The 23314-nt window shown below is 72.7% G+C and carries 20 protein-coding genes and 1 tRNA gene; 17 read left to right on the forward strand and 4 right to left on the reverse strand.

The window, feature by feature from the left end; genetic code table 11:
- Nucleotides 1–228: 228 nt before the first annotated feature.
- The 4 genes from Q0858_RS04305 to Q0858_RS04320 form a co-directional block, all read right to left on the reverse strand.
- Nucleotides 229–405: a DUF6104 family protein gene (locus Q0858_RS04305; RefSeq protein ID WP_299051434.1), complete on the reverse strand. Its 177-nt coding sequence runs from the start codon at nucleotides 403–405 to the stop codon at nucleotides 229–231.
- A 6-nt stretch (nucleotides 406–411) separates the two neighbouring features.
- Nucleotides 412–4194, reverse strand: a complete 3783-nt coding sequence (locus tag Q0858_RS04310) for a multifunctional oxoglutarate decarboxylase/oxoglutarate dehydrogenase thiamine pyrophosphate-binding subunit/dihydrolipoyllysine-residue succinyltransferase subunit (protein ID WP_299051435.1) — start codon at nucleotides 4192–4194, stop codon at nucleotides 412–414.
- A gap of 317 nt (nucleotides 4195–4511) precedes the next feature.
- Nucleotides 4512–5885 (reverse strand): hypothetical protein, encoded by a 1374-nt coding sequence (locus tag Q0858_RS04315; RefSeq protein WP_299051436.1) that lies wholly within the window; start codon nucleotides 5883–5885, stop codon nucleotides 4512–4514.
- A gap of 335 nt (nucleotides 5886–6220) precedes the next feature.
- Nucleotides 6221–6292 (reverse strand) — tRNA-Arg (locus Q0858_RS04320).
- 128 nt (nucleotides 6293–6420) lie between these two features.
- Between Q0858_RS04320 and argS the strand changes: the two genes are divergently transcribed.
- The 17 genes from argS to Q0858_RS04405 all read left to right on the forward strand — a co-directional run bounded on the left by argS (nucleotide 6421) and on the right by Q0858_RS04405 (nucleotide 23262).
- Complete coding sequence (argS, locus tag Q0858_RS04325) at nucleotides 6421–8085, forward strand: arginine--tRNA ligase (protein ID WP_299051437.1); 1665 nt, start codon at nucleotides 6421–6423, stop codon at nucleotides 8083–8085.
- 10 nt (nucleotides 8086–8095) lie between these two features.
- Complete coding sequence (gene lysA, locus Q0858_RS04330) at nucleotides 8096–9502, forward strand: diaminopimelate decarboxylase (protein ID WP_299051438.1); 1407 nt, start codon at nucleotides 8096–8098, stop codon at nucleotides 9500–9502.
- The gene (locus Q0858_RS04335; RefSeq protein WP_299051439.1) at nucleotides 9499–10821 is read left to right on the forward strand and encodes a homoserine dehydrogenase; all 1323 of its coding nucleotides are present in this window, start codon (nucleotides 9499–9501) and stop codon (nucleotides 10819–10821) included. Before lysA ends, Q0858_RS04335 begins: the two co-directional genes overlap by 4 nt.
- Entirely contained in the window at nucleotides 10818–11975 is a 1158-nt protein-coding gene (gene thrC / locus Q0858_RS04340) for a threonine synthase (protein ID WP_299051440.1), read from the forward strand. The genes Q0858_RS04335 and thrC overlap by 4 nt, the downstream gene beginning before the upstream one ends.
- Before the next feature lie 8 nt (nucleotides 11976–11983).
- Nucleotides 11984–12892 (forward strand): homoserine kinase, encoded by a 909-nt coding sequence (gene thrB / locus Q0858_RS04345; protein WP_299051442.1) that lies wholly within the window; start codon nucleotides 11984–11986, stop codon nucleotides 12890–12892.
- Nucleotides 12893–13033: 141 nt separating this feature from the next.
- The gene (gene rho / locus Q0858_RS04350) at nucleotides 13034–14986 is read left to right on the forward strand and encodes a transcription termination factor Rho (protein ID WP_299051444.1); all 1953 of its coding nucleotides are present in this window, start codon (nucleotides 13034–13036) and stop codon (nucleotides 14984–14986) included.
- 126 nt (nucleotides 14987–15112) lie between these two features.
- Complete coding sequence (locus Q0858_RS04355; RefSeq protein WP_299051446.1) at nucleotides 15113–15484, forward strand: response regulator; 372 nt, start codon at nucleotides 15113–15115, stop codon at nucleotides 15482–15484.
- 146 nt (nucleotides 15485–15630) lie between these two features.
- Complete coding sequence (gene rpmE, locus Q0858_RS04360) at nucleotides 15631–15861, forward strand: 50S ribosomal protein L31 (RefSeq protein WP_299051448.1); 231 nt, start codon at nucleotides 15631–15633, stop codon at nucleotides 15859–15861.
- 92 nt (nucleotides 15862–15953) lie between these two features.
- A complete protein-coding gene (gene prfA, locus Q0858_RS04365; RefSeq protein WP_299051450.1) occupies nucleotides 15954–17045 on the forward strand; it encodes a peptide chain release factor 1 in 1092 nt (363 codons plus the stop codon).
- On the forward strand, nucleotides 17042–17920 hold the full coding sequence (prmC, locus tag Q0858_RS04370) for a peptide chain release factor N(5)-glutamine methyltransferase (RefSeq protein ID WP_299051453.1): 879 nt from the start codon (nucleotides 17042–17044) through the stop codon (nucleotides 17918–17920). Before prfA ends, prmC begins: the two co-directional genes overlap by 4 nt.
- Before the next feature lie 4 nt (nucleotides 17921–17924).
- Nucleotides 17925–18722 (forward strand): L-threonylcarbamoyladenylate synthase, encoded by a 798-nt coding sequence (locus tag Q0858_RS04375; protein ID WP_366915984.1) that lies wholly within the window; start codon nucleotides 17925–17927, stop codon nucleotides 18720–18722.
- 9 nt (nucleotides 18723–18731) lie between these two features.
- Nucleotides 18732–19868 carry an MraY family glycosyltransferase gene (locus Q0858_RS04380; protein WP_299051455.1) on the forward strand — a complete coding sequence of 379 codons (1137 nt, stop codon included), beginning with the start codon at nucleotides 18732–18734 and terminating at the stop codon, nucleotides 19866–19868.
- 292 nt (nucleotides 19869–20160) lie between these two features.
- Complete coding sequence (locus Q0858_RS04385) at nucleotides 20161–20583, forward strand: hypothetical protein (RefSeq protein WP_299051456.1); 423 nt, start codon at nucleotides 20161–20163, stop codon at nucleotides 20581–20583.
- Between the two features lie 118 nt (nucleotides 20584–20701).
- A complete protein-coding gene (gene atpB / locus Q0858_RS04390; RefSeq protein WP_299051458.1) occupies nucleotides 20702–21502 on the forward strand; it encodes a F0F1 ATP synthase subunit A in 801 nt (266 codons plus the stop codon).
- A gap of 133 nt (nucleotides 21503–21635) precedes the next feature.
- On the forward strand, nucleotides 21636–21827 hold the full coding sequence (gene atpE / locus Q0858_RS04395; RefSeq protein WP_275695391.1) for an ATP synthase F0 subunit C: 192 nt from the start codon (nucleotides 21636–21638) through the stop codon (nucleotides 21825–21827).
- 47 nt (nucleotides 21828–21874) lie between these two features.
- Nucleotides 21875–22432, forward strand: coding sequence for a F0F1 ATP synthase subunit B (locus tag Q0858_RS04400; RefSeq protein WP_299051765.1), 558 nt, complete (start codon nucleotides 21875–21877; stop codon nucleotides 22430–22432).
- The gene (locus Q0858_RS04405) at nucleotides 22432–23262 is read left to right on the forward strand and encodes a F0F1 ATP synthase subunit delta (RefSeq protein WP_299051459.1); all 831 of its coding nucleotides are present in this window, start codon (nucleotides 22432–22434) and stop codon (nucleotides 23260–23262) included. Before Q0858_RS04400 ends, Q0858_RS04405 begins: the two co-directional genes overlap by 1 nt.
- The last annotated feature ends 52 nt before the right edge of the window (nucleotides 23263–23314 follow it).

Genomic DNA, 23314 nt, shown 5'->3' on the forward strand with positions numbered 1-23314 from the left:
GTCGGCCTGAACGGACCACTCAGGCGCGTCGAGTCGGCCTGAAAGGACGTGTTCGGGCCGACTGGGCGTCGTACGGCGGTGCGTTCGGGCCGACTGGGCGTCGCACGGCGGTGCGTTCGGGCCGACTGGGCGTCGTACGGCGGTGCGTTCGGGCCGACTCGGTGTCGTACGGGGGTGCGTTCGGGCCGACTGGACGTCGTACGGCGGTGCGTTCGGGCCGACTCGGCGTCAGTCGTCGGGGTCGTCGAGGCGCGCGAGCCAGGTCGCGATCGCCTCGACGGTGCCCTCGGTCTCCGGGTGGGCGTCGACGTACTCGCGGAGGCGGTCGGCGACCCAGGCGAGGGTCACCTCCTCCTCACCACGACGCTCCTCGAGCTCCTCGAGCCCGCGGTCGGTGAAGTACATCCGCGCTCAGCCCTCGGCGGGGCCGCCGAACGCCCGCGCCACGAGGTCCTTCTGCTCGTCGGTGTGACGCTTGAGCGTGCCGACCGACGGGGCGGCGGACGCCGACCGGGTGACCGGCTCGACGGTGACGTCGAGCTGGGGCCACACGTTCAGCGCGAAGTTCGGCCACGGGCCCATGTTCATCGGCTCGTCCTGGACCCACCGCACGTGCTGCAGGTTCGGGAAGCGCGCGATCTCGGCCCGGATCTCGTCGACCGGGCGCGGGTAGAGCTGCTCCACCCGGCCCAGCGCGACCGTGTCGTCCTCGCGCTTCGCGCGCTCGACGAACAGGTCCCACGACACCCGGCCCGACGACATCAGCAGGGTGCGCACCTTGTCCGGGTCCGCCGTCGCGTCGCCGATGAACGGCTGGAAGGTCCCCGAGGTGAACTCGTCGGGCTGCGAGGCCGCCTCCTTGCGCCGCAGCAGCTGCTTCGGCGTGAAGACGACCAGCGGACGGTGGTGGCCGCTGAAGGCGTGGCGTCGCAGCAGGTGGAAGTACGACGCCGAGCTCGACGGCTGCGCCACGACGAAGGCGTCCTCGGCGGTCATCGCGAGGAAGCGCTCGATGCGGGCCGAGGAGTGGTCGGGGCCCTGGCCCTCGTAGCCGTGCGGGAGCAGCAGGACGACGCCCGACTGCTGGCCCCACTTGGTCTCGCCGGCGGTGATGAACTCGTCGATGACCGTCTGCGCGCCGTTGACGAAGTCACCGAACTGCGCCTCCCAGGCCACGAGGGCCTCGGGGCGGGCGACGGAGTAGCCGTACTCGAACCCGAGCGCGGCGTACTCGGACAGCAGCGAGTCGTAGACGAAGAACTTCGCCTGGTCCTCGGTGAGGTTCGCCAGCGGGACCCACTCGTCGGCGTTGGTCCGGTCGATGATCGTGGCGAAGCGCTGCACGAACGTGCCACGACGCGAGTCCTGGCCGGCCAGGCGCACCGGACGCCCGTCCATCAGCAGCGAGCCGAACGCGATGATCTCGCCGGCGCCCCAGTCGATCGGGCCCTGCGTGATGGCGGCCGCGCGACGCTGCAGCTGCGGCAGCACCTTCGGGTGGACCGTGAAGCCCTCCGGCGGCGTGATGTAGGCGTCGGAGATCCGCTTGAGGACCTCCTGGCTGACGGCGGTCGACTGGTCCCCGTGCGGCTTCTCCGGGTAGTCGGGCACCGTCGTCCACTCTGTCGGCGGCTCCTTGCCGGCCTCGCGGACCTCGTTGAACACGCGCTCCAGCTGGGCCTGGTAGTCCCGCAGGACCTCCTCGGCCTCCTCCACCGTGATGTCGCCGCGACCGATGAGGGACTCGGTGTAGAGCTTGCGCACCGAGCGCTTCTGCTCGATGAGGTCGTACATCAGCGGCTGCGTGTACGACGGGTCGTCGCCCTCGTTGTGACCGCGGCGGCGGTAGCAGACGAGGTCGATGACGACGTCCTTGTTGAAGGTCTGGCGGTACTCGAACGCCAGCCGCGCGGCCCGGATGCAGGCCTCGGGGTCGTCGCCGTTCACGTGGAAGATCGGCGCCTGGACCATCCGCGCGACGTCGGTGCAGTACAGCGTCGAGCGTGACGAGCCGGGGGAGGTGGTGAAGCCGACCTGGTTGTTCACGATGACGTGGACCGTTCCGCCTGTGCGGTAGCCCCGCAGCTGCGACAGGTTCAGCGTCTCGGCGACCACGCCCTGGCCGGCGAACGCGGCGTCGCCGTGCACCAGCAGCGGCAGCACCGGGTAGAACTCGGCTCCGCGGTCCAGCACGTCCTGCTTGGCGCGGGCGATGCCCTCGAGGACCGGGTTGACGGCCTCGAGGTGGGAGGGGTTCGCGGCGACGGAGACCTTGATGCGCTCCCCGGTGCCCGCCTCGAACTCGCCCTCGGCGCCGAGGTGGTACTTCACGTCGCCGGAGCCCTGCACGGTGCGCGGGTCGATGTTGCCCTCGAACTCGCGGAAGATCTGGCTGTACTTCTTGCCGACGATGTTCGCCAGCACGTTGAGGCGGCCGCGGTGGGCCATGCCGATCGCGACCTCGTCCAGGCCGGACTCGGCCGCGGCCTCGCAGAGCTCGTCGAGCACGGGGATGGTGGTCTCGCCGCCCTCGAGGCTGAAGCGCTTCTGCCCGACGAACTTGGTCTGCAGGAACGTCTCGAACGCCTCGGCCTGGTTGAGCTTCAGCAGGATCCGCAGCTGCTCCTCGCGGGGCGGCTTGGTGTGGGGCTGCTCCACCCGCTCCTGGACCCAGCGGCGCTGCTCGGGGTCCTGGATGTGCATGTACTCGATGCCGGTGGTGCGGCAGTAGGAGTCGCGCAGGATCCCGAGGATCGAGCGGAGCTTCATGAACCGGCGGCCCTCGCCCCCGAAGGAGCCCGTCGCGAACTCGCGGTCGAGGTCCCAGAGGGTCAGGCCGTGCGTCTCGACCTCGAGGTCGGGGTGGCTGCGCTGGCGGTACTCCAGCGGGTCGGTGTCCGCCATCATGTGGCCGCGCACGCGGTAGGCGTGGATCAGCTCGAGGATCCGGGCCTGCTTGCTGATCTCGTCGTCGTGGTCGGCCGGGACGTCGCGAGCCCACCGGATGGGCTCGTAGGGGATCCGCAGCGACCGGAAGATGTCGTCGTAGAAGCCGTCCTCGCCCAGCAGCAGCTGGTGGACGGTGCGGAGGAACTCGCCGGACTGCGCACCCTGGATCACGCGGTGGTCGTAGGTGGAGGTCATCGTCATGACCTTGCTGACCGCGCCCCGGGCCAGGGCGGCCTCGGAAGTGCCCTGGAACTCGGCCGGGTACTCCATCGCGCCGACGCCGATGATCGCGCCCTGGCCCTTCACGAGCCGGGGGACGGGGTGGTTGGTGCCCAGGCCGCCGACGTTGGTCAGCGACACCGTCGTGCCCTGGAAGTCGGTGACGGCCAGCTTGTTGTCGCGGGCCTTGGTGACGAGCTCCTCGTAGGCGGTCCAGAAGCCGGCGAAGTCCATGCCCTCCGCCGCCTTGATGGACGGGACGAGGAGCTGACGGGTGCCGTCGGACTTCTTGATGTCGATCGCGAGCCCGAGGTTGACGTGCGCCGGCTCGATGAGCGTCGGCTTGCCCTCGACGACGTCGTACCCGACGTTCATGGCGGGGATCGCCTTGAGCGCACGGACCAGCGCGTAGCCGATGATGTGCGTGAACGAGACCTTGCCGCCGCGGGCACGGGCGAGGTGGTTGTTGATGACCGTGCGGTTGTCCCACAGGAGCTTGACCGGCACCGAGCGGACCGAGGTCGCGGTCGGCACGGTCAGCGACTCGTCCATGTTCTTGGCCGTGCGGGCCGGCGCGCCGCGCAGGGTCGTGTACGACGGCTCCTCGCGGGCGGCGTCCTCGGCGGCGGCGGGCGCGGCCTTCGACGCGGCGGCCTTGCGGCCCTCGCTCGGCTTCGGCGCCGGCTTCGGCGCCGGCTTCTCGGCGGGCTTGTCAGCGGCCTTCGGGGCCGGCTTCTCGGCGGGCTTGTCGGCCGGCTTCGGTGCCGCCGCCTTCTCGGGAGCCTTCGGGGCGGGCTTCTCAACCGGCTTCTCGGCGGACCTGTCGGCCGGGGCACCGGCGGCAGCACCGTTCGAGGAGCCGTTCGAGCCGGCGAAGTACTCGCGCCAGGCGGCATCGACGCTCTCGGGGTCCCGCTCGTAGGCCTCCCGCATCTCGTCCACGAGCCACTCGTTGGCCCCGAAGTCCTGGGCGGCTGCCGCCGCGGTGTCGGAGGTGGAGGTGGAGGAGCCTCGGGACTGCGGCACGGCTGGGATCGCCTCTTCCGGTGAGCGCGCGGAAAGAAAAGAACGGGAGTCAGGCTAGTCCCATCCTGCAACGGATGTCGCAGGGGACACGGGCCCCGGTGAGAGGGAGACCGGACGTGGGGCCGTCTGGGGGGTTCGGCCCCACGTCCGGTGTCTGGCGTCGCCGTCGAAGGCGGGACGACGTCGCCGACCCACGCAGATGCGTGGCAACACCAATTAAACCGGTTGGCGGGGGGGCCTGTCGCGACACCCAGGGTAAAAAGTCAATCGGCCCGGCCGTCCGCAGGCGGACGGCCGGGCCGATCGTCAGGGGAGGGTCAGCCCTTCTTGAAGTAGAGGGCGGAGTGCCCGATGTCGAGGGTGATCGGGTCGAGGCCCGAGTTCACGACGTTCGGGATGTACTTCACCCGGAGCGCGGTGTTGGCCGCGCCCGAGGCGCCCTTCTTCAGGATCCGTCGGGTGACCTCGACGGCGCCGTTCTCGTAGCTGCGGGTCTGGCCGGGCTTGGGCACGGGCACCTCCTCGCCGGAGATGATCAGCGTGCCCACCGACGAGCCGAACTTCGTGGTGACCTTGCCCTGCGAGGGGTTGCCGTTGACCGCGACGCGCGAGGTGATGTCCTCCACGGCCACGGTGGGCAGGAGCGGGGCGAGCTCGGGCGGGAGGATCGAGACGCTGCCGACCTTGGCCACCGTGGAGGCGGCGCCGGTGCGGCCGGACTGGTTGCCGGTGATCTCGGACCGGGCGTCGGTCACGTCGACCACGAGCGGGGTGGCGATGCCGCCCGACGGGCGGTTCTGCACGACCTTCTTGCCGAAGGTGCCCTCGCAGGGGATCAGCGTCTGGTTGGTGGCGCCGAAGGGGGCTGCGTCGTTCAGCAGGTCACCCTGCAGCGCCGCCGTGCCGCCCTGGAAGACGCCGGCCGGGACGGGCTGGCTGACCCGGGCCCGGGTGTTGCCGAGGCTCACCGCGGCGAGGTTGCCGACGAGCAGGCGGACCTGCAGGCCGGAGGTCTCCTGCTCGGCGGAGCCGCGCGCGCCCTGGGTCACCGTGCGGGTCGAGGGGGCCAGTGAGAGGCGGGCCAGGCCCGGGATCTCGATGGTCTCGCCGCCGCCCAGCTGCTCGAGCACGTCGGCGGCCCCACCGCCGATCAGGTCGAGGAGGTCGCCCAGGGGGCCGTTGTCCGGCAGCCCGGACACGCTGATGCCGTCGAAGGTGAAGGAGCTCGCGGTGTTGAACCGACCGTTCTGGCGGTAGGCGTCAGAGACCGACTTGAAGCCGTTGAGCACCAGACGCGGGGAGTCCTCGGTGCCGAGCGTGACCTTGGCGATGCGGTTGACGGCGCGCGCCCCGGTCCGGCCGTTGGCGTACTTGTAGGTCACGTTCTGGCTCTTGACGCCCTCGAGGGCGATGGCGTCGCCCAGGGCCGGGGGAGTCAGAGCCGCCGAGTTCGTCTTCTTGCCGACGGTCTTGGTGCATCCGAGCTCGGTGCGGGCGAGACGCGCCTGCTTGATGGAGATGCCGTTCGTGTAGATGCTGGCGCCGAACGACCGGGCGGTGAAGGCCAGGTTGACGCGCTGCTGGTCGGCGGCCGAGGCGGCCGTGGTGGCGCCGCCGCCGGCGACGAGCGCGCTCGAGGCGGCAACGGTCGCGACGAACGCCGCGAGGATCTTGCGTGGCTGCGTGGTCATGGTCCTGGTCTTCTCCCCAAGTCGTACGACGTCGGAGAGGGGCTCGGGACCCTGGGCCTCCAACGGCCGCGGGGGGTGCGGCGGACTTAGACAACCCCGCCAGGACGCATTCCCGCAGCAATTTGACCCACCAAGTACTCGTGTCGGCGACATTTCTCCGAGAAACAGGAGAAGTCATTCACCGCTCAACTATTTTGGCTGTAAAAGTAGTTGAGGATTGAATGGTCGCGGCCGTGCTGCCGGGCGCACAGGGGCGAGGGACAACCTCTCGCGGGAGGTGGTGGAGCGAGGGAGCGCGAGACGCGCGGGGCCGCGAGAGGATCGTGCGGCTTCGGTACCCCCGGCAGGATTCGAACCTGCGCTTCCGCCTCCGGAGGGCGGCGCTCTATCCCCTGAGCTACGGGGGCTCAGACGTGCGGGCATCAACCTACCGTCCCCGGCCTCCGGCCCGAAACGCGGCTCCGGTCCCGGTTCGGCTCCGACGCCGGATCAGGCGCCCGGTCGGTGGTGTCCGCGCCGTCGATACCCTTGGCCGGTGACCCCCGAACAGCTGTCGACCGCCGTCCGCGACGTCCTGACCGGACTCGTGGAGCGAGGCGCCCTCGCGCTGCCGGACGGGCCGCCCGAGCGGGTCACGGTCGAGAGGCCGCGCCAGCAGGGCCACGGCGACTGGGCCACCAACGTCGCCATGCAGCTGGCGAAGAAGGCGGCGACGTCCCCGCGCGAGCTGGCCGAGCTCCTCGCCGCCGACCTGCGCGAGGTCGACGGGGTCGGCGCGGTCGAGGTCGCCGGCCCGGGCTTCCTCAACATCACCGTCGACGCCGCTGCGCAGGGCACCCTCGCGGCCGAGATCGTCGCGGCCGGGTCGTCGTACGGCACCTCGGGCGCGATGGCGGGGCAGCGGGTGAACGTCGAGTTCATCTCGGCGAACCCCACCGGACCGCTCCACCTCGGCCACACGCGCTGGGCGGTGGTCGGGGACGCCTTGGCCCGGGTGCTGCAGGCGGCGGGCGCCGTCGTCGCCCGGGAGTTCTACATCAACGACCGCGGCAACCAGATGAACCTGTTCGGCGCCTCGGTGGAGGCCCGGGCCCTGGGCCGGGAGGTCCCCGAGAACGGCTACCACGGCGGCTACGTCGCGGATGTCGCGGCCGAGGTCGTGGCCGAGCGGCCGGACCTGGTCGACCTGGAGGGCACGGCACGCACCGAGGCCTTCCGGGAGGCGGCGTACGCCGTGCAGCTGCGCCAGCAGCGTGACCAGCTGGAGCGGTTCGGCACGCGGTTCGACGTGTGGTTCTCGGAACGCTCGCTGCACGAGAGCCAGGACGTGGCGACCGGGCTGGAGACACTCCGGGAGCAGGGCCACCTCTTCGACGCCGACGGGGCGCTGTGGATGCGCACGACGGACTTCGACGACGACAAGGACCGCGTGCTGATCAAGTCGGACGGCGACCTGACCTACTTCGCCTCCGACACCGCGTACTACGTCGACAAGCGCCGCCGCGGGTTCGACGTGTGCGTCTACCTGCTCGGCGCGGACCACCATGGCTACGTCAACCGTCTCCGGGCGATGGCCGCCTGCGCCGGCGACGACCCGGACCGCAACATCGAGGTCCTCATCGGTCAGCTCGTGAAGATCATGAAGGACGGCGAGGAGCTCAAGCTGTCCAAGCGTGCGGGGACGCTGGTCACGCTCGAGGAGCTGGTGGACCTCATCGGCGTCGACGCGTTGCGCTACACCCTGTCGCGCTACCCGGCCGACTCCCCGCTGACCCTCGACGTCGCCGAGATGACCAAGCAGTCCAGCGACAACCCGGTCTTCTACGTCCAGTACGCCCACGCCCGGGTGGCCTCGCTGATCCGCAATGCCGCCGACCTCGGCCTCGCGCCGGACCCCGCGGCGTTCGACCCCTCGCTGCTGACCCACGAGAAGGAGGGTGCGCTGCTGCGCACGCTGGCCGAGCTGCCACGCGTCGTCGCGGGCGCGGCGGAGCTCCGCGAGCCGCACCGGGTGGCGCGCTACCTCGAGGAGCTGGCCGGGGACTACCACCGCTTCTACGACGCCTGCCGGGTGCTTCCGCAGGGCGACGAGGAGCCCGGTGACCTCCACCGGGCCCGGCTGGTGCTCGTGGCGGCCACGCGCACGGTGCTGGCCAACGGCCTCGAGCTGCTCGGCGTCTCCGCGCCCGAGCGGATGTAGGGGAGTCCTGGTGAGCACCACCCACGAGGCGGGCTGGGCGCACGCGTCCGGCGCCCTGCGCGGCCCGTCCTGGCTGCGGCCCCCGGGCGAGGTCAACGACCTCGTCCCGGCGCTGTGGTCCGGCACCGCCCGCAAGGTCGACGGCGAGCTCGAGGTCGGGGGCGTCCGCCTCGCCGACCTGGCCGCCGAGCACATGACCCCGGCGTACGTGCTGGACGAGGAGGACTTCCGCTGCCGCGCCCGCGCCTTCCGGGACGCGTTCGCCGGCTGGGACGTCTACTACGCGGCCAAGGCCTTCTGGTGCACCGAGGTGGCGTCCTGGATGGCCGCCGACGGCCTCCACGTCGACTGCTGCTCGCCCGGCGAGCTGCTCGTGGCGCTGCGCGGCGGGGTCGACCCCGCCCGCATCGGCTACCACGGCAACAACAAGACGGTCCCCGAGCTGCGCCGCGCGGTCGACGCCGGCGTCGGCCGGGTGGTCGTCGACTCCCTCACGGAGGTGGAGCGCGTCGCCGCGGTGGCGGCCGACCTGGGCGTCGTCCAGCCCGTGATGGTGCGGGTCACCGCGGGCGTCGAGGCCCACACCCACGAGTACATCGCCACGGCCCACGAGGACCAGAAGTTCGGGCTGTCCATCACCACCGGCGACGCCTACGAGGCCGTACGACGGGTGCTCGCCGCCGACAGCCTCGAGCTGCGGGGGCTGCACTCCCACATCGGCAGCCAGATCTTCGACGCCTCCGGCTTCGAGGTCGCCGCGCGCCGGGTGCTCGCGCTGCACGCCCGGATCGCCACCGAGCTCGGGGCCGAGCTGCCCGAGCTCGACCTGGGCGGCGGGTTCGGCATCGCCTACACGACCCAGGACGACCCGGCCACGCCCGCGCGGCTCGCCGAGGACCTCGACCGCATCGTCACCCACGAGCTGCGCGCGCTCGGGCTGGAGCGGCCGCGGCTGTCGATCGAGCCGGGCCGGGCGATCGCCGGCCCGTCGACGTGCACCGTCTACACCGTCGGCACGGTCAAGCCGGTGACGCTCGACGCGGGTGCCGTGCGGACCTACGTCTCCGTCGACGGCGGCATGAGCGACAACATCCGCACCGCCCTGTACGACGCGGACTACTCCTGCACCCTGGCCAACCGCGCCAGTGACGCCCCGCCCGTGCTGGCCCGGGTGGTCGGCAAGCACTGCGAGGCGGGCGACGTCGTCGTCCGCGACGAGTTCCTGCCCGCCGACGTCGCGCCCGGGGACCTCCTCGCGGTCCCGGCCACCGGGGCGTACTGCCGCTCGCTGGCCAACAACTACAACCACGCCCTGCGGCCTCCGGTGGTCGCGGTGCGGGACGGATTCGCGCGCGTCGTCGTCCGGCGGGAGACTGAGGACGACCTGCTGGCCACGGACATGGGAGGACCCCGGTGAGCACCGGAGCGATCGCCGGGACCGACCGGCTGGGAGTGGCCGTCCTCGGCTGCGGCTCGGTGGGCTCGCAGGTCGTGCGCCTGCTCCTCGAGCAGGCCGACGACCTCGCCGCCCGGGTCGGGGCCCGCATCGAGCTCGTCGGGGTCGCCGTCCGGCGTCTCGACGCCCCTCGCGAGGTGGAGGTGCCCGACGGGCTGCTCACCACCGACGCCGCCGGGCTGGTCGTGCGCGACGACGTCGACCTCGTCGTCGAGGTGATCGGCGGCATCGAGCCCGCCCGCGGCCTGGTGCTGAGCGCACTCGAGCACGGCGCGAGCGTCGTCACCGCCAACAAGGCCCTGCTCGCCGAGGACGGCCCGACCCTGTACGAGGCGGCCGCCAAGGCGGGGCGCGACCTGTTCTACGAGGCCGCCGTCGCCGGCGCCATCCCGATCCTGCGGCCGCTGCGCGAGTCGCTGGCCGGCGACAACGTGACCCGCGTGCTCGGCATCGTCAACGGCACCACCAACTTCATCCTCGACCGGATGGACTCCTCCGGCGCCGGGTTCACCGAGGCCCTCGAGGAGGCCCAGGAGCTCGGGTACGCCGAGGCCGACCCCACCGCGGACGTGGAGGGCTTCGACGCCGCCAGCAAGGCCGCCATCCTGGCCTCCCTGGCCTTCCACACCCGGGTCACCGCCGCCGACGTGCACCGCGAGGGCATCTCGGAGGTCTCCGCGGCCGACGTCGCGTCCGCCCGCGACATGGGCGCCGTCGTGAAGCTGCTGGCGATCTGCGAGCTGCTCGAGACCCCGGACGGACCGGCCGTCGCCGCTCGCGTGCACCCGGCGATGATCCCGCGCAGCCACCCGCTCGCCTCGGTGCGCGAGGCCTACAACGCGGTCTTCACCGAGTCCGAGGCCGCGGGCCAGCTGATGTTCTACGGCCCGGGCGCCGGCGGCTCGCCCACCGCGTCCGCCGTCCTCGGCGACCTCGTCACCGTCGCCCGCAACCGGCTCGCCGGGTTCCGCGGCGCGGGGGAGTCGGCGTACGCCGACCGCGAGGTGCTGACGATGGGCGAGACGCAGACGCGCTACCACGTGGCGATCGACGTCGAGGACCGCGCCGGCGTGCTGGCCGCGGTCGCGACGGCCTTCGCCGAGCACGACGTCTCCATCCAGACCGTGCGCCAGGAGGGCCGCGGGGACGAGGCCCAGCTCGTCGTGGTCAGCCACCGCGCCACCGACGCGCAGCTGAGCGCGACGGTGGAGCACCTGCGGGGGATGCCGATCGTGCGCGAGGTGACCTCGGTGATGCGTGTCGAGGGGGAGAGCGAATGACCACCACCAGCTCGGTCGGAGGTCCGGTCGGCGGCCCCGCGGGAGCGGCGCCGTCCACCCACGCCCCCGCCGTGACCCCCACCCGGCAGTGGCGCGGCGTGATCGAGCAGTACCGCGAGCTCCTGGACCTGCCGTCCGGCCTCGCGGCCGTGACCCTGCGCGAGGGCGGCACGCCGCTGGTCCGTTCCGACTGGCTCTCGGCCCGCTCCGGCGCCGAGGTGTGGCTCAAGGTCGAGGGCGACAACCCCACCGGGTCCTTCAAGGACCGCGGGATGACGACCGCGATCTCGCTGGCCGCCCACGAGGGCGCGCAGGCCTGCGTGTGCGCCTCGACCGGCAACACCTCCGCCTCCATGGCCGCGTACGCCGCTCGGGCCGGGCTGAAGCCCCTCGTGCTCGCCCCGGAGGGCAAGATCTCCGCGGCGAAGATGGCGCAGGCCGTGCTCCACGGCGCGCAGGTGATCAGCGTCCGCGGCTACTTCGACGACTGCCTCGACCTGGCCCGCGGCCTCGCCGCGAACTACCCGGTCGCCCTGGTGAACTCGGTCAACCCGGTCCGGCTCGAGGGTCAGAAGACCGCAGCGTTCGAGATCGTCGACTTCCTCGGCGACGCCCCCGACGTCCACGTCCTGCCCGTCGGCAACGCGGGCAACATCTCGGCGTACTGGCTGGGCTACACGCAGTACCAGCAGTGGGGTGCAGCGACCCGTCGCCCGGAGATGCGTGGCTTCCAGGCCGCCGGGGCGGCGCCGCTGGTGCACGGGGCCCCCGTGAAGGACCCGGACACGAAGGCCAGCGCGATCCGCATCGGCAACCCGGCCTCCTGGGACCTCGCCGTCACCGCCGCCGAGCAGTCCGGGGGTCGCTTCGCCGCGGTCAGCGACGAGCAGATCCTGTCCGCGCAGCGCGAGCTCGCCCGGCGCGACGGCGTCTTCGTGGAGCCGGCGTCCGCCGCGGGCGTCGCCGGGATGGTCGCCGACCTCGACTCGGGTCCCGACGCGATCACCCGCTGGCAGGCGCGGACCGTCGTGGTCACCGTGACCGGCCACGGGCTCAAGGACACCGCCACCGCCCTGGAGGGCGTGGGCCCCATCGTCGACGAGGTCGTGGACGCCGACCTGCACGCCGCGGCCGAGGCCGCGGGCCTCGTCTGAGGTCCGGGTTGACGCTGCGTCGCGACGAGGTCCGGGTGCGCGTCCCGGCGACCTCGGCGAACCTCGGGCCGGGGTTCGACACCCTCGGCCTCGCGCTGTCCCTGTACGACGACCTGTCGGCGCAGGTCCTCGACGACGGGCTCGTCGTCGACGTCGAGGGGGAGGGGGCGGACGACGTCCCCCGCGACGGGACCCACCTCGTCGTGGCCTCCCTGGTCGCGGCGCTGGAGCTCGCCGGCGTCCGGGCGCCGGGCCTGGCGGTGCGCTGCCGCAACGTCCTGCCCCACGGCCGCGGCCTGGGGTCGTCCTCCGCGGCGATCGTGGGGGGCCTCGTGCTCGCCCGGGGTCTGCTCGAGGACCCGTCGCGGCTGCCCGACGCGCTGCTGCTCGACCTTGCGAACCGCATCGAGGGCCACCCCGACAACGTGGCGCCCGCCCTGCTCGGCGGCTTCCTCGTCTGCGGCACCGACCCCGACGGGACGGCGTACGCGGTGCACTCGCCGGTGGCGGACGGTGTCGAGGCCGTCGTCGTCGTGCCGCCCCACGAGGTGGCGACGCGGGAGGCCCGCGGCCTGCTGCCCGACGTCGTCCCGCACGCCGACGCGGCCGGCAACGCGGGCCGCGCCGCCCTGCTCGTGGCGGCGCTGGCCCGGCGGCCCGACCAGCTCCTGCGGGCCACCGAGGACCGGTTGCACCAGTCCTACCGCGGCCCCGCGATGCCTGAGACCCTCGGGCTCGTCCACGACCTGCGGGCCGCCGGGGTGCCGGCGGTCGTCTCGGGTGCCGGCCCCACCGTGCTGGCGTTCGTCGGGGACGCCGTCGGGGTCGCCCCGCGGACGGTGCTCGACCGCGCTCCGAGCGGCTGGGCGGCCCACCACGTCGAGGTCGCGGGCCCCGGGGCCACCGTCCTGTCCTGACCCGCGCGGCTGGTACCGTCCCCGCGCGGCGCCAGGACCTCACACCCGGCGCCCTCACGCCCGGGTCCGTCCCGTCCTCCGGGCCACCGTCGTCGGTGCGATCTCCGCACCAGCCCCGTCACCGCATCCTCAGGAGCACCCGTGAGCGAGTCAGGCGAGACCGCCCCCGAGCCCAAGAAGCGCGGCAGCCTCGCTGCGATGCGCATCGCCGACCTCAAGGCGATGGCCGGGGGGATCGGCATCTCCGGCGCCGACGGCATGCGCAAGGCGCAGCTCGTCGAGGCCATCAAGGCCGCCGGCACCGTCAAGAAGGCGCCCGCACCCGAGACCGCACGGTCCGCGGACGGCGCTCCGCGGGCCGCCGCCCGGCCCGAGCCGACCCCCGAACCGACCCCCGAACCGACCCCCGGGCCCGCATCCGGCGACCAGCAGCCGGAAACCCAGCCCGAGCAGCCTGAGCAGGCGAGGCAGCCCAAGCAGGCGAAGGCCAAGCAGCAGGGCAAGCAGCAGAAGCAGGGCAAGCAGCAGGGTCAGCAGCAGGGCCAGCAGCAGGGCCAGCAGGGCGCTGACCAGCAGAGCCGAGGCGACTCCCCGTCCGACCAGGACGAGTCCCCGGCCGGTCGCCAGAAGCAGAACCAGGGCCAGAACCAGGGCCAGCAGAAGCAGCAGAACCAGCAGAACCAGCAGAACCAGCAGCAGTCGAAGCAGCAGGGCCAGCAGAACCAGGGCCAGAACCAGCAGCAGAACCAGCAGCAGAACCAGCAGCAGAACCAGCGGGAGCAGAACCCGAACCAGCGGGACCAGAACCCGAACCAACGGGACCAGAACCCGAACAACGACCAGCAGGACGTCGGGGACGACGGCGACGACGGCACGGGCTCGCGTCGCAGCCGGCGTCGCCGCGGCCGTGACAACCGCGAGCCCGCCCCGCGCGGCAACCGGCGGAACGAGCCGGACACCCAGGTGCTCGAGGACGACGTCCTCGTCCCGGCGGCGGGCATCCTCGACGTGCTGGAGAACTACGCGTTCGTGCGGACGAGCGGATACCTGCCCGGCACCGAGGACGTGTACCTCTCCCTGTCGCTGGTCCGGAAGTTCGGCCTGCGGCGCGGTGACGCCGTCAAGGGCCAGGTCCGTCAGCCGCGCGAGGGCGAACGTCGGGAGAAGTTCAACCCGATGGTCCGCATCGACGGCGTGAACGCCCACGACCCCGACGAGGCGCGGACGCGGCCCGAGTTCGACGAGCTCACCGCCGAGCACCCCTCGGAGCGGATCCGCCTCGAGACCGGCCCCGACGACGTCGTCGGGCGGGTCCTCGACGTCGCCGCCCCGATCGGCAAGGGTCAGCGCTGCCTGGTCCGGGCCTCCCCGCGGTCCGGACGCACGGCGTTCCTCAAGTCGCTCGCACACTCGGTCACCGCGAGCCGCCCGGAGGCCCACCTGATGGTGGTCCTGCTCCACGAGCGTCCGGAGGAGATCACCGACTTCGAGCGGGAGGTGGAGGGCGAGGTCATCGCGTCGTCCTTCGACCACCAGCCCGCCGACCACGTCGGCGTCGCCGAGCTCGCACTCGAGCGGGCCAAGCGGCTGGTCGAGCTCGGGCACGACGTCGTCCTGCTCGTGGACGGGCTGACCCGCCTCGCGCGCGCCCACAACCACGCCGGCGTCGGCGGCGGCCGCATGCTCCCGGGCGGGGTCGACGCGTCCGCGCTGCTGCCGCCGAAGCGGCTGTTCGGCGCCGCCCGCGCCACGGCCGAGGGCGGGTCCCTCACCGTGGTGGCGACGGCGTCGGTCGACACCGGTGCCGCCACCGACGAGCTCGTGCTCGAGGAGCTGGAGGGCACGGCGAACGCCGAGGTGAGGCTGAGCCGCGCCCTGGCCGACGCCGGGCTGCACCCGGCCGTCGACCTGCGCGAGACGACGACGCGTCACGAGGACCGCCTGCTCGGGGCCGAGGAGCTGGACGCCGTCCGGCGGCTGCGGCGGACGCTCGCGGAGCGTCCGGACCCCGCGGCGGCGCTCGGGCTGCTGCTCGAGCGGGTCGGCGCGACCCGCACGAACATCGAGATGCTCAGCCGGGTCGGCAAGGCGTAGGCCTCCCGGGACCTCCCGGGACCCGTTTCCGGCCGATCCGCCAAACGGCTGACCTGCTCCGGGTGCCGCCCTACTATGGGACCCGGAGGACGGGTCCTCCGGAGGTGGAGCGAGGGGACGGCAGACGTGGCGCACATCCTGGTGGCGGACGACGACGCGGACATCCGCGAGCTGGTCGAGTTCAAGTTGACCACCATGGGCCACCGCGTCGTGGCCGTCGGCGACGGCGCCGCGGCCCTCGACGCCCTGCGGGCCGAGCGGCCCGACCTGGTCGTCCTCGACGTGATGATGCCCGGCATGTCGGGCCTGGAGGCGGTCGCCGAGATCCGCCGGGACCCCACCCTCGCGAACCTGCCCGTCATCCTGCTGACCGCGCGCGCCCAGGAGTCCGACGTCGAGAACGGCCTGCACAGCGGCGCCGACCAGTACGTCACCAAGCCGTTCAGCCCCCGCGACCTGGCCACCCGGGTCGAGGACCTGCTCGGCGCGCCGGCCTGAGCCACCGCCCGCGTCCCGGGCCGCGAGGCACGGGAACAGCCTGATTGGGTCCGGCGTTGGACCCACTGGCACAATCGTGCGCTGGTTCCGGTTCACGCCCCCGCAGCAGGCGGTGGGCGACCCGGCGGCCGAGAGAGGACCTCCCTGTGAAGAACGACATCCACCCCGAGTACGTCGAGACGACGGTGACCTGCACCTGCGGTTCCACCTTCACGACGCGCAGCACCGCGAGCTCCGGCACCATCCGGTCCGACGTCTGCTCGCAGTGCCACCCCTTCTACACCGGCAAGCAGAAGATCCTCGACACCGGTGGTCGCGTGGCTCGCTTCCAGGCGCGCTACGGCAAGGCGAAGCAGCAGGCGGACTCGGACTCCTAGTCCCACCCGAGCGCCGGTCCCCGCACAGCGGGGGCCGGCGCTCGTCTGCGTCCCCCACCCTGCCGCCCAGTCGCCACCCCGAGGAGCCCACCGTGTTCGAGGCAGTCGTCCCCCTGCAGGCCGAGCACGCCGACCTCGAGCGCCGCCTGGCCGACCCGGAGACCCACGCCGACCCGGCCCTGGCCCGCCGTCTGGGCCGTCGCTACGCCGAGCTCGGCTCCGTCGTCGCGGCCTGGCAGGAGTGGAACCGCCTCGGTGAGGACGAGCAGGCCGCCCGGGAGCTCGCACCCGACGACCCGTCGTTCGCCGAGGAGGCCGAGCGCACGGCGGTGCGCCGCGACGAGGTCGGCGCGCGCCTGCAGCGGCTGCTGCTGCCGCGGGACGAGGCCGACGACAAGGACGTGATCATGGAGCTGAAGTCGGGGGAGGGCGGCGAGGAGTCCGCCCTGTTCGCCGGCGACCTGCTCCGCATGTACACGCGGTACGCCGAGCAGCGCGGCTGGCGCACCGAGGTGCTCGAGGCCAACGAGTCCGACCTCGGGGGCTACAAGTCCGTGACGGTGGCCGTGAAGGGCTCGTCGGCGTCGTCCTCGTCGTCGGAGGAGGACCCCGCGCCGTACGCGACGCTGAAGTTCGAGGGCGGCGTGCACCGGGTCCAGCGCGTGCCCGTCACGGAGTCCCAGGGACGTGTCCACACCAGCGCCGCCGGGGTGCTGGTGCTGCCCGAGGCCGAGCCGGTCGACGTCGACCTCGACGAGAACGACCTGCGCATCGACGTCTTCCGCAGCAGCGGACCGGGCGGTCAGAGCGTCAACACCACCGACTCCGCCGTCCGCATCACCCACCTGCCCAGCGGGCTGGTCGTGTCGTGCCAGAACGAGAAGTCCCAGCTGCAGAACCGCGAGCAGGCGCTGCGGATCCTCCGCTCACGCCTCCTCGCCGACGCGCGCGACCGCGCCGACGCGGAGGCCAGCGAGGCCCGTCGCAGCCAGGTCCGCACCGTCGACCGGTCCGAGCGCATCCGGACCTACAACTACCCGGAGAACCGGATCTCCGACCACCGCACGGGCTACAAGGCGCACAACCTCGACCGGGTCCTCGACGGCGACCTCGCGCCGGTGATCGAGTCGTGCCGGGAGGCCGACGTCGCCGCCCGGCTGGAGGCGCTGGGGGAGGGCGCGTGAGGTCCTGGCGCGCGGGTGCCGAACGGCTCCGGGCGGCGGGCGTCGCCTCCCCGGACGCCGATGCCCGCCTGCTGCTCGCCCACGTCCTGGACGTGCCCCTGCTGCGGCTGCCGATCGCGCCCGAGCCGGACGCCGAGCAGCAGGCGACGTACGACGCCCTGCTGGCGCGCCGCGCCGCACGGGAGCCGCTGCAGCACCTCACCGGGACGGCCCCGTTCCGTCGCGTCGAGCTGGCCGTGGGGCCCGGGGTGTTCGTCCCGCGGCCCGAGACCGAGCTGCTCGCCGGGTGGGCCGTCGAGGCCGCCCTGGCCGTCTGTGCCGCCGAGGTCCGCGACCCCGTGGTGGTCGACCTCGGCACCGGGTCCGGGGCGATCGCCCGCGCGGTGGTCGACGAGGTCCCCGACGCCCGCGTGCACGCCGTGGAGCTGGACGAGGGCGCCCACTCCTGGGCCACCCGCAACCTCGCCGGCACCGGGGTCGACCTGCGGCTGGGCGACCTCGCGGAGGCGTTCACCGACCTGGACGGCGAGGTCGACGTCGTGGTGTCGAACCCGCCGTACATCCCGACGGCGGCGTGGGAGTCGGTGGCGCCCGAGGCGCGCGACCACGACCCGTCCGCCGCCCTGTGGTCGGGGGAGGACGGGCTGGACGCGATCCGCGCGGTGGAGCGTCGCGCCGCGGCCCTCCTCCGCCCGGGCGGCGTCGTCGGCGTGGAGCACGCCGAGGTGCAGGCCGAGGCCGCCCCCGGGGTGCTGACCGCCACCGGGCGGTGGGCCGCCGTCCGTGACCACGAGGACCTCACCGGGCGGGCCCGGTTCGTCACCGCCCGGTTGGTGCGCCGCTCCGTCGACGATGAGGACCCTGAGGGAGGATGACGACGTGACCCGCCACACGATCACCCCGGCCGAGGACGACGCCGACGAGGCCGCGATCTCCGCGGCGTCGGAGGCGCGGGAGAGCGCCATCGAGGCGGCCGCGCTCGCCGTGCGCCGCGGCGCGCTGGTCGTCATCCCGACCGACACCGTCTATGGGGTCGCCGCGGACGCCTTCGACGCCGACGCGGTGCAGCTGCTGCTCGACGCCAAGGGCCGCGGCCGCGACATGCCGCCCCCCGTGCTGGTCAGCGCGCCGGGGACCATCGACGCCCTGGCGATCGACGTCCCCGGGTGGGCGCGGGCGCTGCTCGACGCCTTCTGGCCCGGCGGCCTGACGCTCATCTGCCGCCAGCAGCCGTCGCTGCAGTGGGACATCGGCGAGACCCGCGGGACCGTCGCCGTCCGGATGCCCGACCACGCCGTCACCCTCGAGATCCTCGAGCGCACCGGCCCGCTGGCCGTGAGCTCGGCGAACGTCACGGGCGAGCCCGCGGCGACCACCGCCGACGACGCGGACGACATGCTCGGCGACGCGATCAGCGTCCTCCTCGACGACGGGCCCTCCCCGGGGGGCGTCGCCTCGACGATCGTCGACGCCACCACCCCCGAGGGCCGGGTGCTGCGCGAGGGGGCGCTGTCGACGGCCGAGCTCAACGCCGTGATCGAGCCCCTCGGGGCGGTGCTCACGGGGCCGGACGCCGCCGGGGACCCCGACGACGCCGACGACGACACCGACGGCGACACCGACGACACCGACGACCCCGGCGTGGACCTGAAGAAGCCCCGCGACGAGGGGGAGTGACGCCGGCGCATGCGTGAGTACCTGGTCGTCTTCCTCGTCGCGGGCGCCGTCACCTACCTGCTGACGGTGTTCGCCCGGGAGATCGCGCTCCGCACCAACGCGGTGGCCGCGGTCCGCGACCGGGACGTCCACGCCGAGCCGATCCCGTACCTGGGCGGGCTGGCGCTCCTCGGTGGGCTGGTGGCCGCCTACGTCGTCGCCCGGGAGCTCCCGTTCCTGTCGACCTCGCAGGACTTCGTCTTCCAGGACGCCGGGGTGGTGCTCGTCGCGGGCGCGCTCATCTGCGCGGTCGGGGTCGTCGACGACATCTTCGAGCTCGACGCGCTGACCAAGCTCGGCGGTCAGGTGCTGGCGTCCGGGCTGCTCATCTACTTCGGTGTCCGCTACTACTACGTCCTGGACCGGGACGGCGGACAGATCTCCCTCGTCCCGTCGCAGGGGGCGCTGCTGACCGTCCTGGTCGTGGTCGCCACGGTCAACGCGGTGAACTTCGTCGACGGCCTGGACGGCCTCGCCGCCGGCGTGGTCGGGATCGGCGCGGCGTCCTTCTTCCTCTTCTGCTACCAGCTCACGGTGATCAACGACGCCACCCGCGCCACGACCGCCGCGCTGCTGAGCGCGGCCCTGGCGGGGGCCTGCGTCGGGTTCCTCGTGCACAACTCCCACCCGGCGCGCATCTTCATGGGCGACTCGGGCTCGATGCTCATCGGGCTGGTGCTGTCGGCGAGCACGCTGACCCTGACCGGTCAGTTCTCGGCCAGCGAGCTGTCCACCGCCCAGGGGACCGGCCCCGGGTTCCTGCCCGTCATCCTCCCGGTGCTGCTGCCCGTCGCGATCCTCATCGTGCCGCTGGTCGACCTGCTGCTGGCCGTCCTGCGCCGTACCCGGGCCGGCCGATCGCCGTTCGCCCCCGACAAGCAGCACCTGCACCACCGCCTGCTCGAGATCGGCCACTCCCACCGCCGCGCTGTCCTCCTGATGTGGCTCTGGGCGGCGCTGATCGGCTTCGGCACGGTGCTCGCCAGCCTCTACCAGGGCCCGTTGATGTGGACCTCCCTCGCGGTGATGGTCGTCGTCACCCTCGCGCTCACCTTCGTCGTCCCCAACGCCCCCGCCCCGGCCTTCATGGCCGAGGAGGACGACTGAGCCCTTCCCCAGCGGGTCGAGCGCGCGTCGTCGAGACCCGGCCCCACCGGTGGTCGAGGTGTCCCGGAGCGACGCAGGAGCGTCGGGGTCACGAGATCCGGTGAGGGGTTGTCGTACGTCGTGCGGGATCTCGTGGCTCGGTCGCTGCGCGACGCTCGCACCTCGATCTCCGGGGGCGGGCCCCGCGAGGTGAGCGTGGGGGACCGCTTGTGATAACTTTCACGAGCGTTCCGACGGGGTTCCACCCGTCGCCGGACGCCCGCTCCGCCCCCGATCAGGAACGGCCGCCACCATGACGACCGACCGCAGCCCCGCCCGCCAGATGCTGGTCTCGGGGTCGTTGGGGACCGTCGTCGTCGGTGCCGTGTGCACCGTCGTCGCGTGGTTCCTCGCCGGCACCCCCGGGCTGTGGGGCGCGCTCACCGGTGTCGCCGTGGTGTGGGGCTCGTCCCTGGTCAGCATCATCGCGCTGAGCGCCACCCGCCGGGCCGAGCCGACCATCGCGCTGATGGTCGCCCTGGTCGTGCACTTCGGCAAGGTGATCGTCCTGATCGGTGCCCTGCTCCTCATCTCGTCGACCGGCCTGCTCGACGGCACGCTCGACCGCTGGAGCCTCGCCGGGACCATCGTGGCGGTCGCGATCACCTGGTCCCTGGCCGAGATCAACGCCTACCTGCGCACCCGTCAGCCGACGTACGACCTGGACGCCGCATGAGCGCCCGCGGCTGTTACGGTTCCCACCGTCGCCTGTGGGCGACCCAGCACCCCCTGCTGCTGCCCGGCCGCGCCCTCGTGCGTCCGCGTGCCGACCTGAGCCCCCTGGAGGATGGACAGTGACCCTCGCCGGTGCCGCGATCCGCGCCTCGGAGTCGCCTCCCCAGCCGGGGCCGGCCGACTTCAACCTGCCCCCGATCTTCGAGGTGGCGGGCTTCGGGATCACGAAGCCCATGGTGCTGGTCGTGCTGTCCGCCGTCATCGCGTTCGGTGTGCTGTACACGATGTCGCGACGCGCCGCCGTCGTCCCCGGTCGCCTGCAGTTCGCGGGCGAGGCCATGTACGGCTTCGTGCGCAACGGGATCGCCCGGGAGAACATCGGGGCGCCCGACTACCACCGGTACGTGCCGTACCTGTTCACGATCTTCGTGTTCGTGCTCGTGAACAACTACTACGGCATGATCCCGTTCTTCCAGTTCCCGACGATGTCGCGCATCGGCTACCCGCTGGCGCTCGCGCTGATCGCCTGGGTCGTCTACAACGTCGCCGGCATCGCCCGCCACGGCCTCCTCGGCTACCTGCGGCTCCAGACCCTGCCGCCGGGCCTGCCCGCGTGGATCGTCCCGATCATCGTGCCGCTGGAGTTCCTCTCGAACATCCTGCTGCGGCCGCTGACGCTGACGCTGCGTCTGTTCGCGACGATGTTCGCGGGCCACCTGCTGCTCATCCTGTTCGCGCTCGGCGGCGAGTACCTGCTGCTGCACTCGGACAACGCGCTCGCCATCCCCGGCGGCATCCTGTCGTTCGTCATGTTCATCGCGATCAGCTTCCTCGAGCTGCTGATCATGTTCCTCCAGGCCTACGTGTTCACGCTGCTGACGGCGATGTACATCGGCCTGGCGCTCGCCGACGAGCACTGAGTCGGACGAGGAGCACCGCGCACCACCCCCGCACGACCCGCACCACCACTGACTCGACACGTACCACCCACCGGCGCCGTACCGTGCGGTGCCAACCCAGAAAGGAATCGCCGTGGAACTGGGCACTCTGAACATGGTCGGTCTCGGCCTCGCTGCGATCGGCCCCGGTGTCGGCATCGGCCTCATCTTCGCCGCGCTGGTCAACGGGATCGCCCGTCAGCCGGAGGCCGAGGGCCGCCTGCGCACGACCGCCATCCTCGGCTTCGTGCTCTGTGAGCAGCTCTTCGTCATCGGCGTCGCGCTCGCCTTCGTCCTCCAGCCGTAGCAGGACGCACCATCGGACCGGGAAGGACGACCATGAGTACAGACGTGGTGCGGGCAGCGGAGGACCTCAACCCGCTGATCCCGCACGTCTCCGAGATCGTCATCGGGCTTGTCGTCTTCGGCATCCTGTTCTTCCTCATCGTCAAGTTCGTCGCGCCCAACTTCGAGAAGGCGTACGCCGACCGCACCAAGGCGATCGAGGGCGGCATCAGTGCGGCCGAGACGAAGCAGGCCGAGGCGGACGCACGCCTCGCCGAGCTGGAGAAGCAGCTCGCGGACGCCCGCCACGAGGCGGCACGCATCCGTGAGGAGGCTCGCGAGCAGGGCGCGCAGATCGTCGCCGAGATGCGCGAGCAGGCCAACCGCGAGGCCGAGCGCATCAAGGAGAACGGCAAGGCCACCATCGAGGCGGAGCGCCAGCAGGCGGTCACCTCGCTGCGGGCCGAGGTCGGCACCCTGGCCACCGCGCTCGCCGGTCGCATCGTGGGCGAGTCCCTCGAGGACGACGAGCGCGCCAACCGTGTGGTCGACCGTTTCCTGGCGGACCTCGAGGACCTCGAGACCTCCCGCCAGGCTGCTCCGGGCGTGAACGGCGGGGCGGTCTGATGGTCGCCTCCTCCGCTCTGCGCGGTGCGTCGGCCGAGTCGCTGGCGACCCTCGACGAGCAGCTGTCCGCAGCGCTCGGCGGGGCCGACGGCACCGCGGACGCCGCGCGGGTCGGCGACGACCTGTTCGGGGCCGCGATGCTGCTGCAGCGCGAGTCCGCGCTGCGTCGTACGGCGACCGACGCGTCCCTGGACGTCGACGCCCGCTCGGGCCTGGTGCGCCAGGTGCTCGAGGGCCAGCTGTCGGCGACCGCCCTGGACCTCGTGGCGAAGGCCGCGACGCTGCGGTGGACCGCGAGCCGGGACATGCCCGACGCGCTGGAGCACCTGTCGGTCGTCGCGACCGTCCGCTCCGCGCCCGACGCGTCCGACCGTCTCGCCGACGAGCTCTTCGCCGCGGCGGCGATCGTCCGCGAGGAGCCCGGTCTGCGCGACGCGCTGGCGGACTCCGCCCGCACCGCCGAGGACCGCACCCGCCTGGTGGACGACGTGTTCGGCTCCCAGGCCCTCGAGGCCACCACGGTGCTCGTCAAGCGCGCCGTGACCGGCACCTACCGCACCGTCGGGGTGGCGCTGGACGAGTACCAGAAGATCGCCGCCGACGTGCACGCCGAGCGTGTCGCGGTGGTCACCGTCGCCGCGCCCGTCGGCGACGACGAGCTCGACCGGCTCCGCCGCGCGCTCACCTCGCAGTACGGGCGCGACGTGCACCTCAACGTGCAGGTCGACGCCAGCGTGATCGGCGGCATGCGGGTCGAGATCGGGGACGACGTCATCGACGGCACCGTCTCCGCGCGGCTCGACGAGGCGCGCCGCAGGCTCGCCGGCTGAGTCGGCCCCGCCGGTGCAGCCACCCCCCAGACATCATTGGAAGATCGACCCA

The sequence above is a fragment of the uncultured Nocardioides sp. genome, assembly GCF_947489365.1.
Lineage (GTDB): Bacteria > Actinomycetota > Actinomycetes > Propionibacteriales > Nocardioidaceae > Nocardioides.

Coding starts and splice junctions, on each gene's coding strand:
- Q0858_RS04305 (WP_299051434.1), bottom strand. CDS start 405: ATGTACTTCACCGACCGCGGGCTCGAGGAGCTCGAGGAGCGTCGTGGT.
- Q0858_RS04315 (WP_299051436.1), bottom strand. CDS start 5,885: ATGACCACGCAGCCACGCAAGATCCTCGCGGCGTTCGTCGCGACCGTT.
- thrC (WP_299051440.1), top strand. CDS start 10,818: ATGACCACCACCAGCTCGGTCGGAGGTCCGGTCGGCGGCCCCGCGGGA.
- Q0858_RS04380 (WP_299051455.1), top strand. CDS start 18,732: ATGCGTGAGTACCTGGTCGTCTTCCTCGTCGCGGGCGCCGTCACCTAC.
- Q0858_RS04385 (WP_299051456.1), top strand. CDS start 20,161: ATGACGACCGACCGCAGCCCCGCCCGCCAGATGCTGGTCTCGGGGTCG.
- atpE (WP_275695391.1), top strand. CDS start 21,636: ATGGTCGGTCTCGGCCTCGCTGCGATCGGCCCCGGTGTCGGCATCGGC.
- Q0858_RS04405 (WP_299051459.1), top strand. CDS start 22,432: ATGGTCGCCTCCTCCGCTCTGCGCGGTGCGTCGGCCGAGTCGCTGGCG.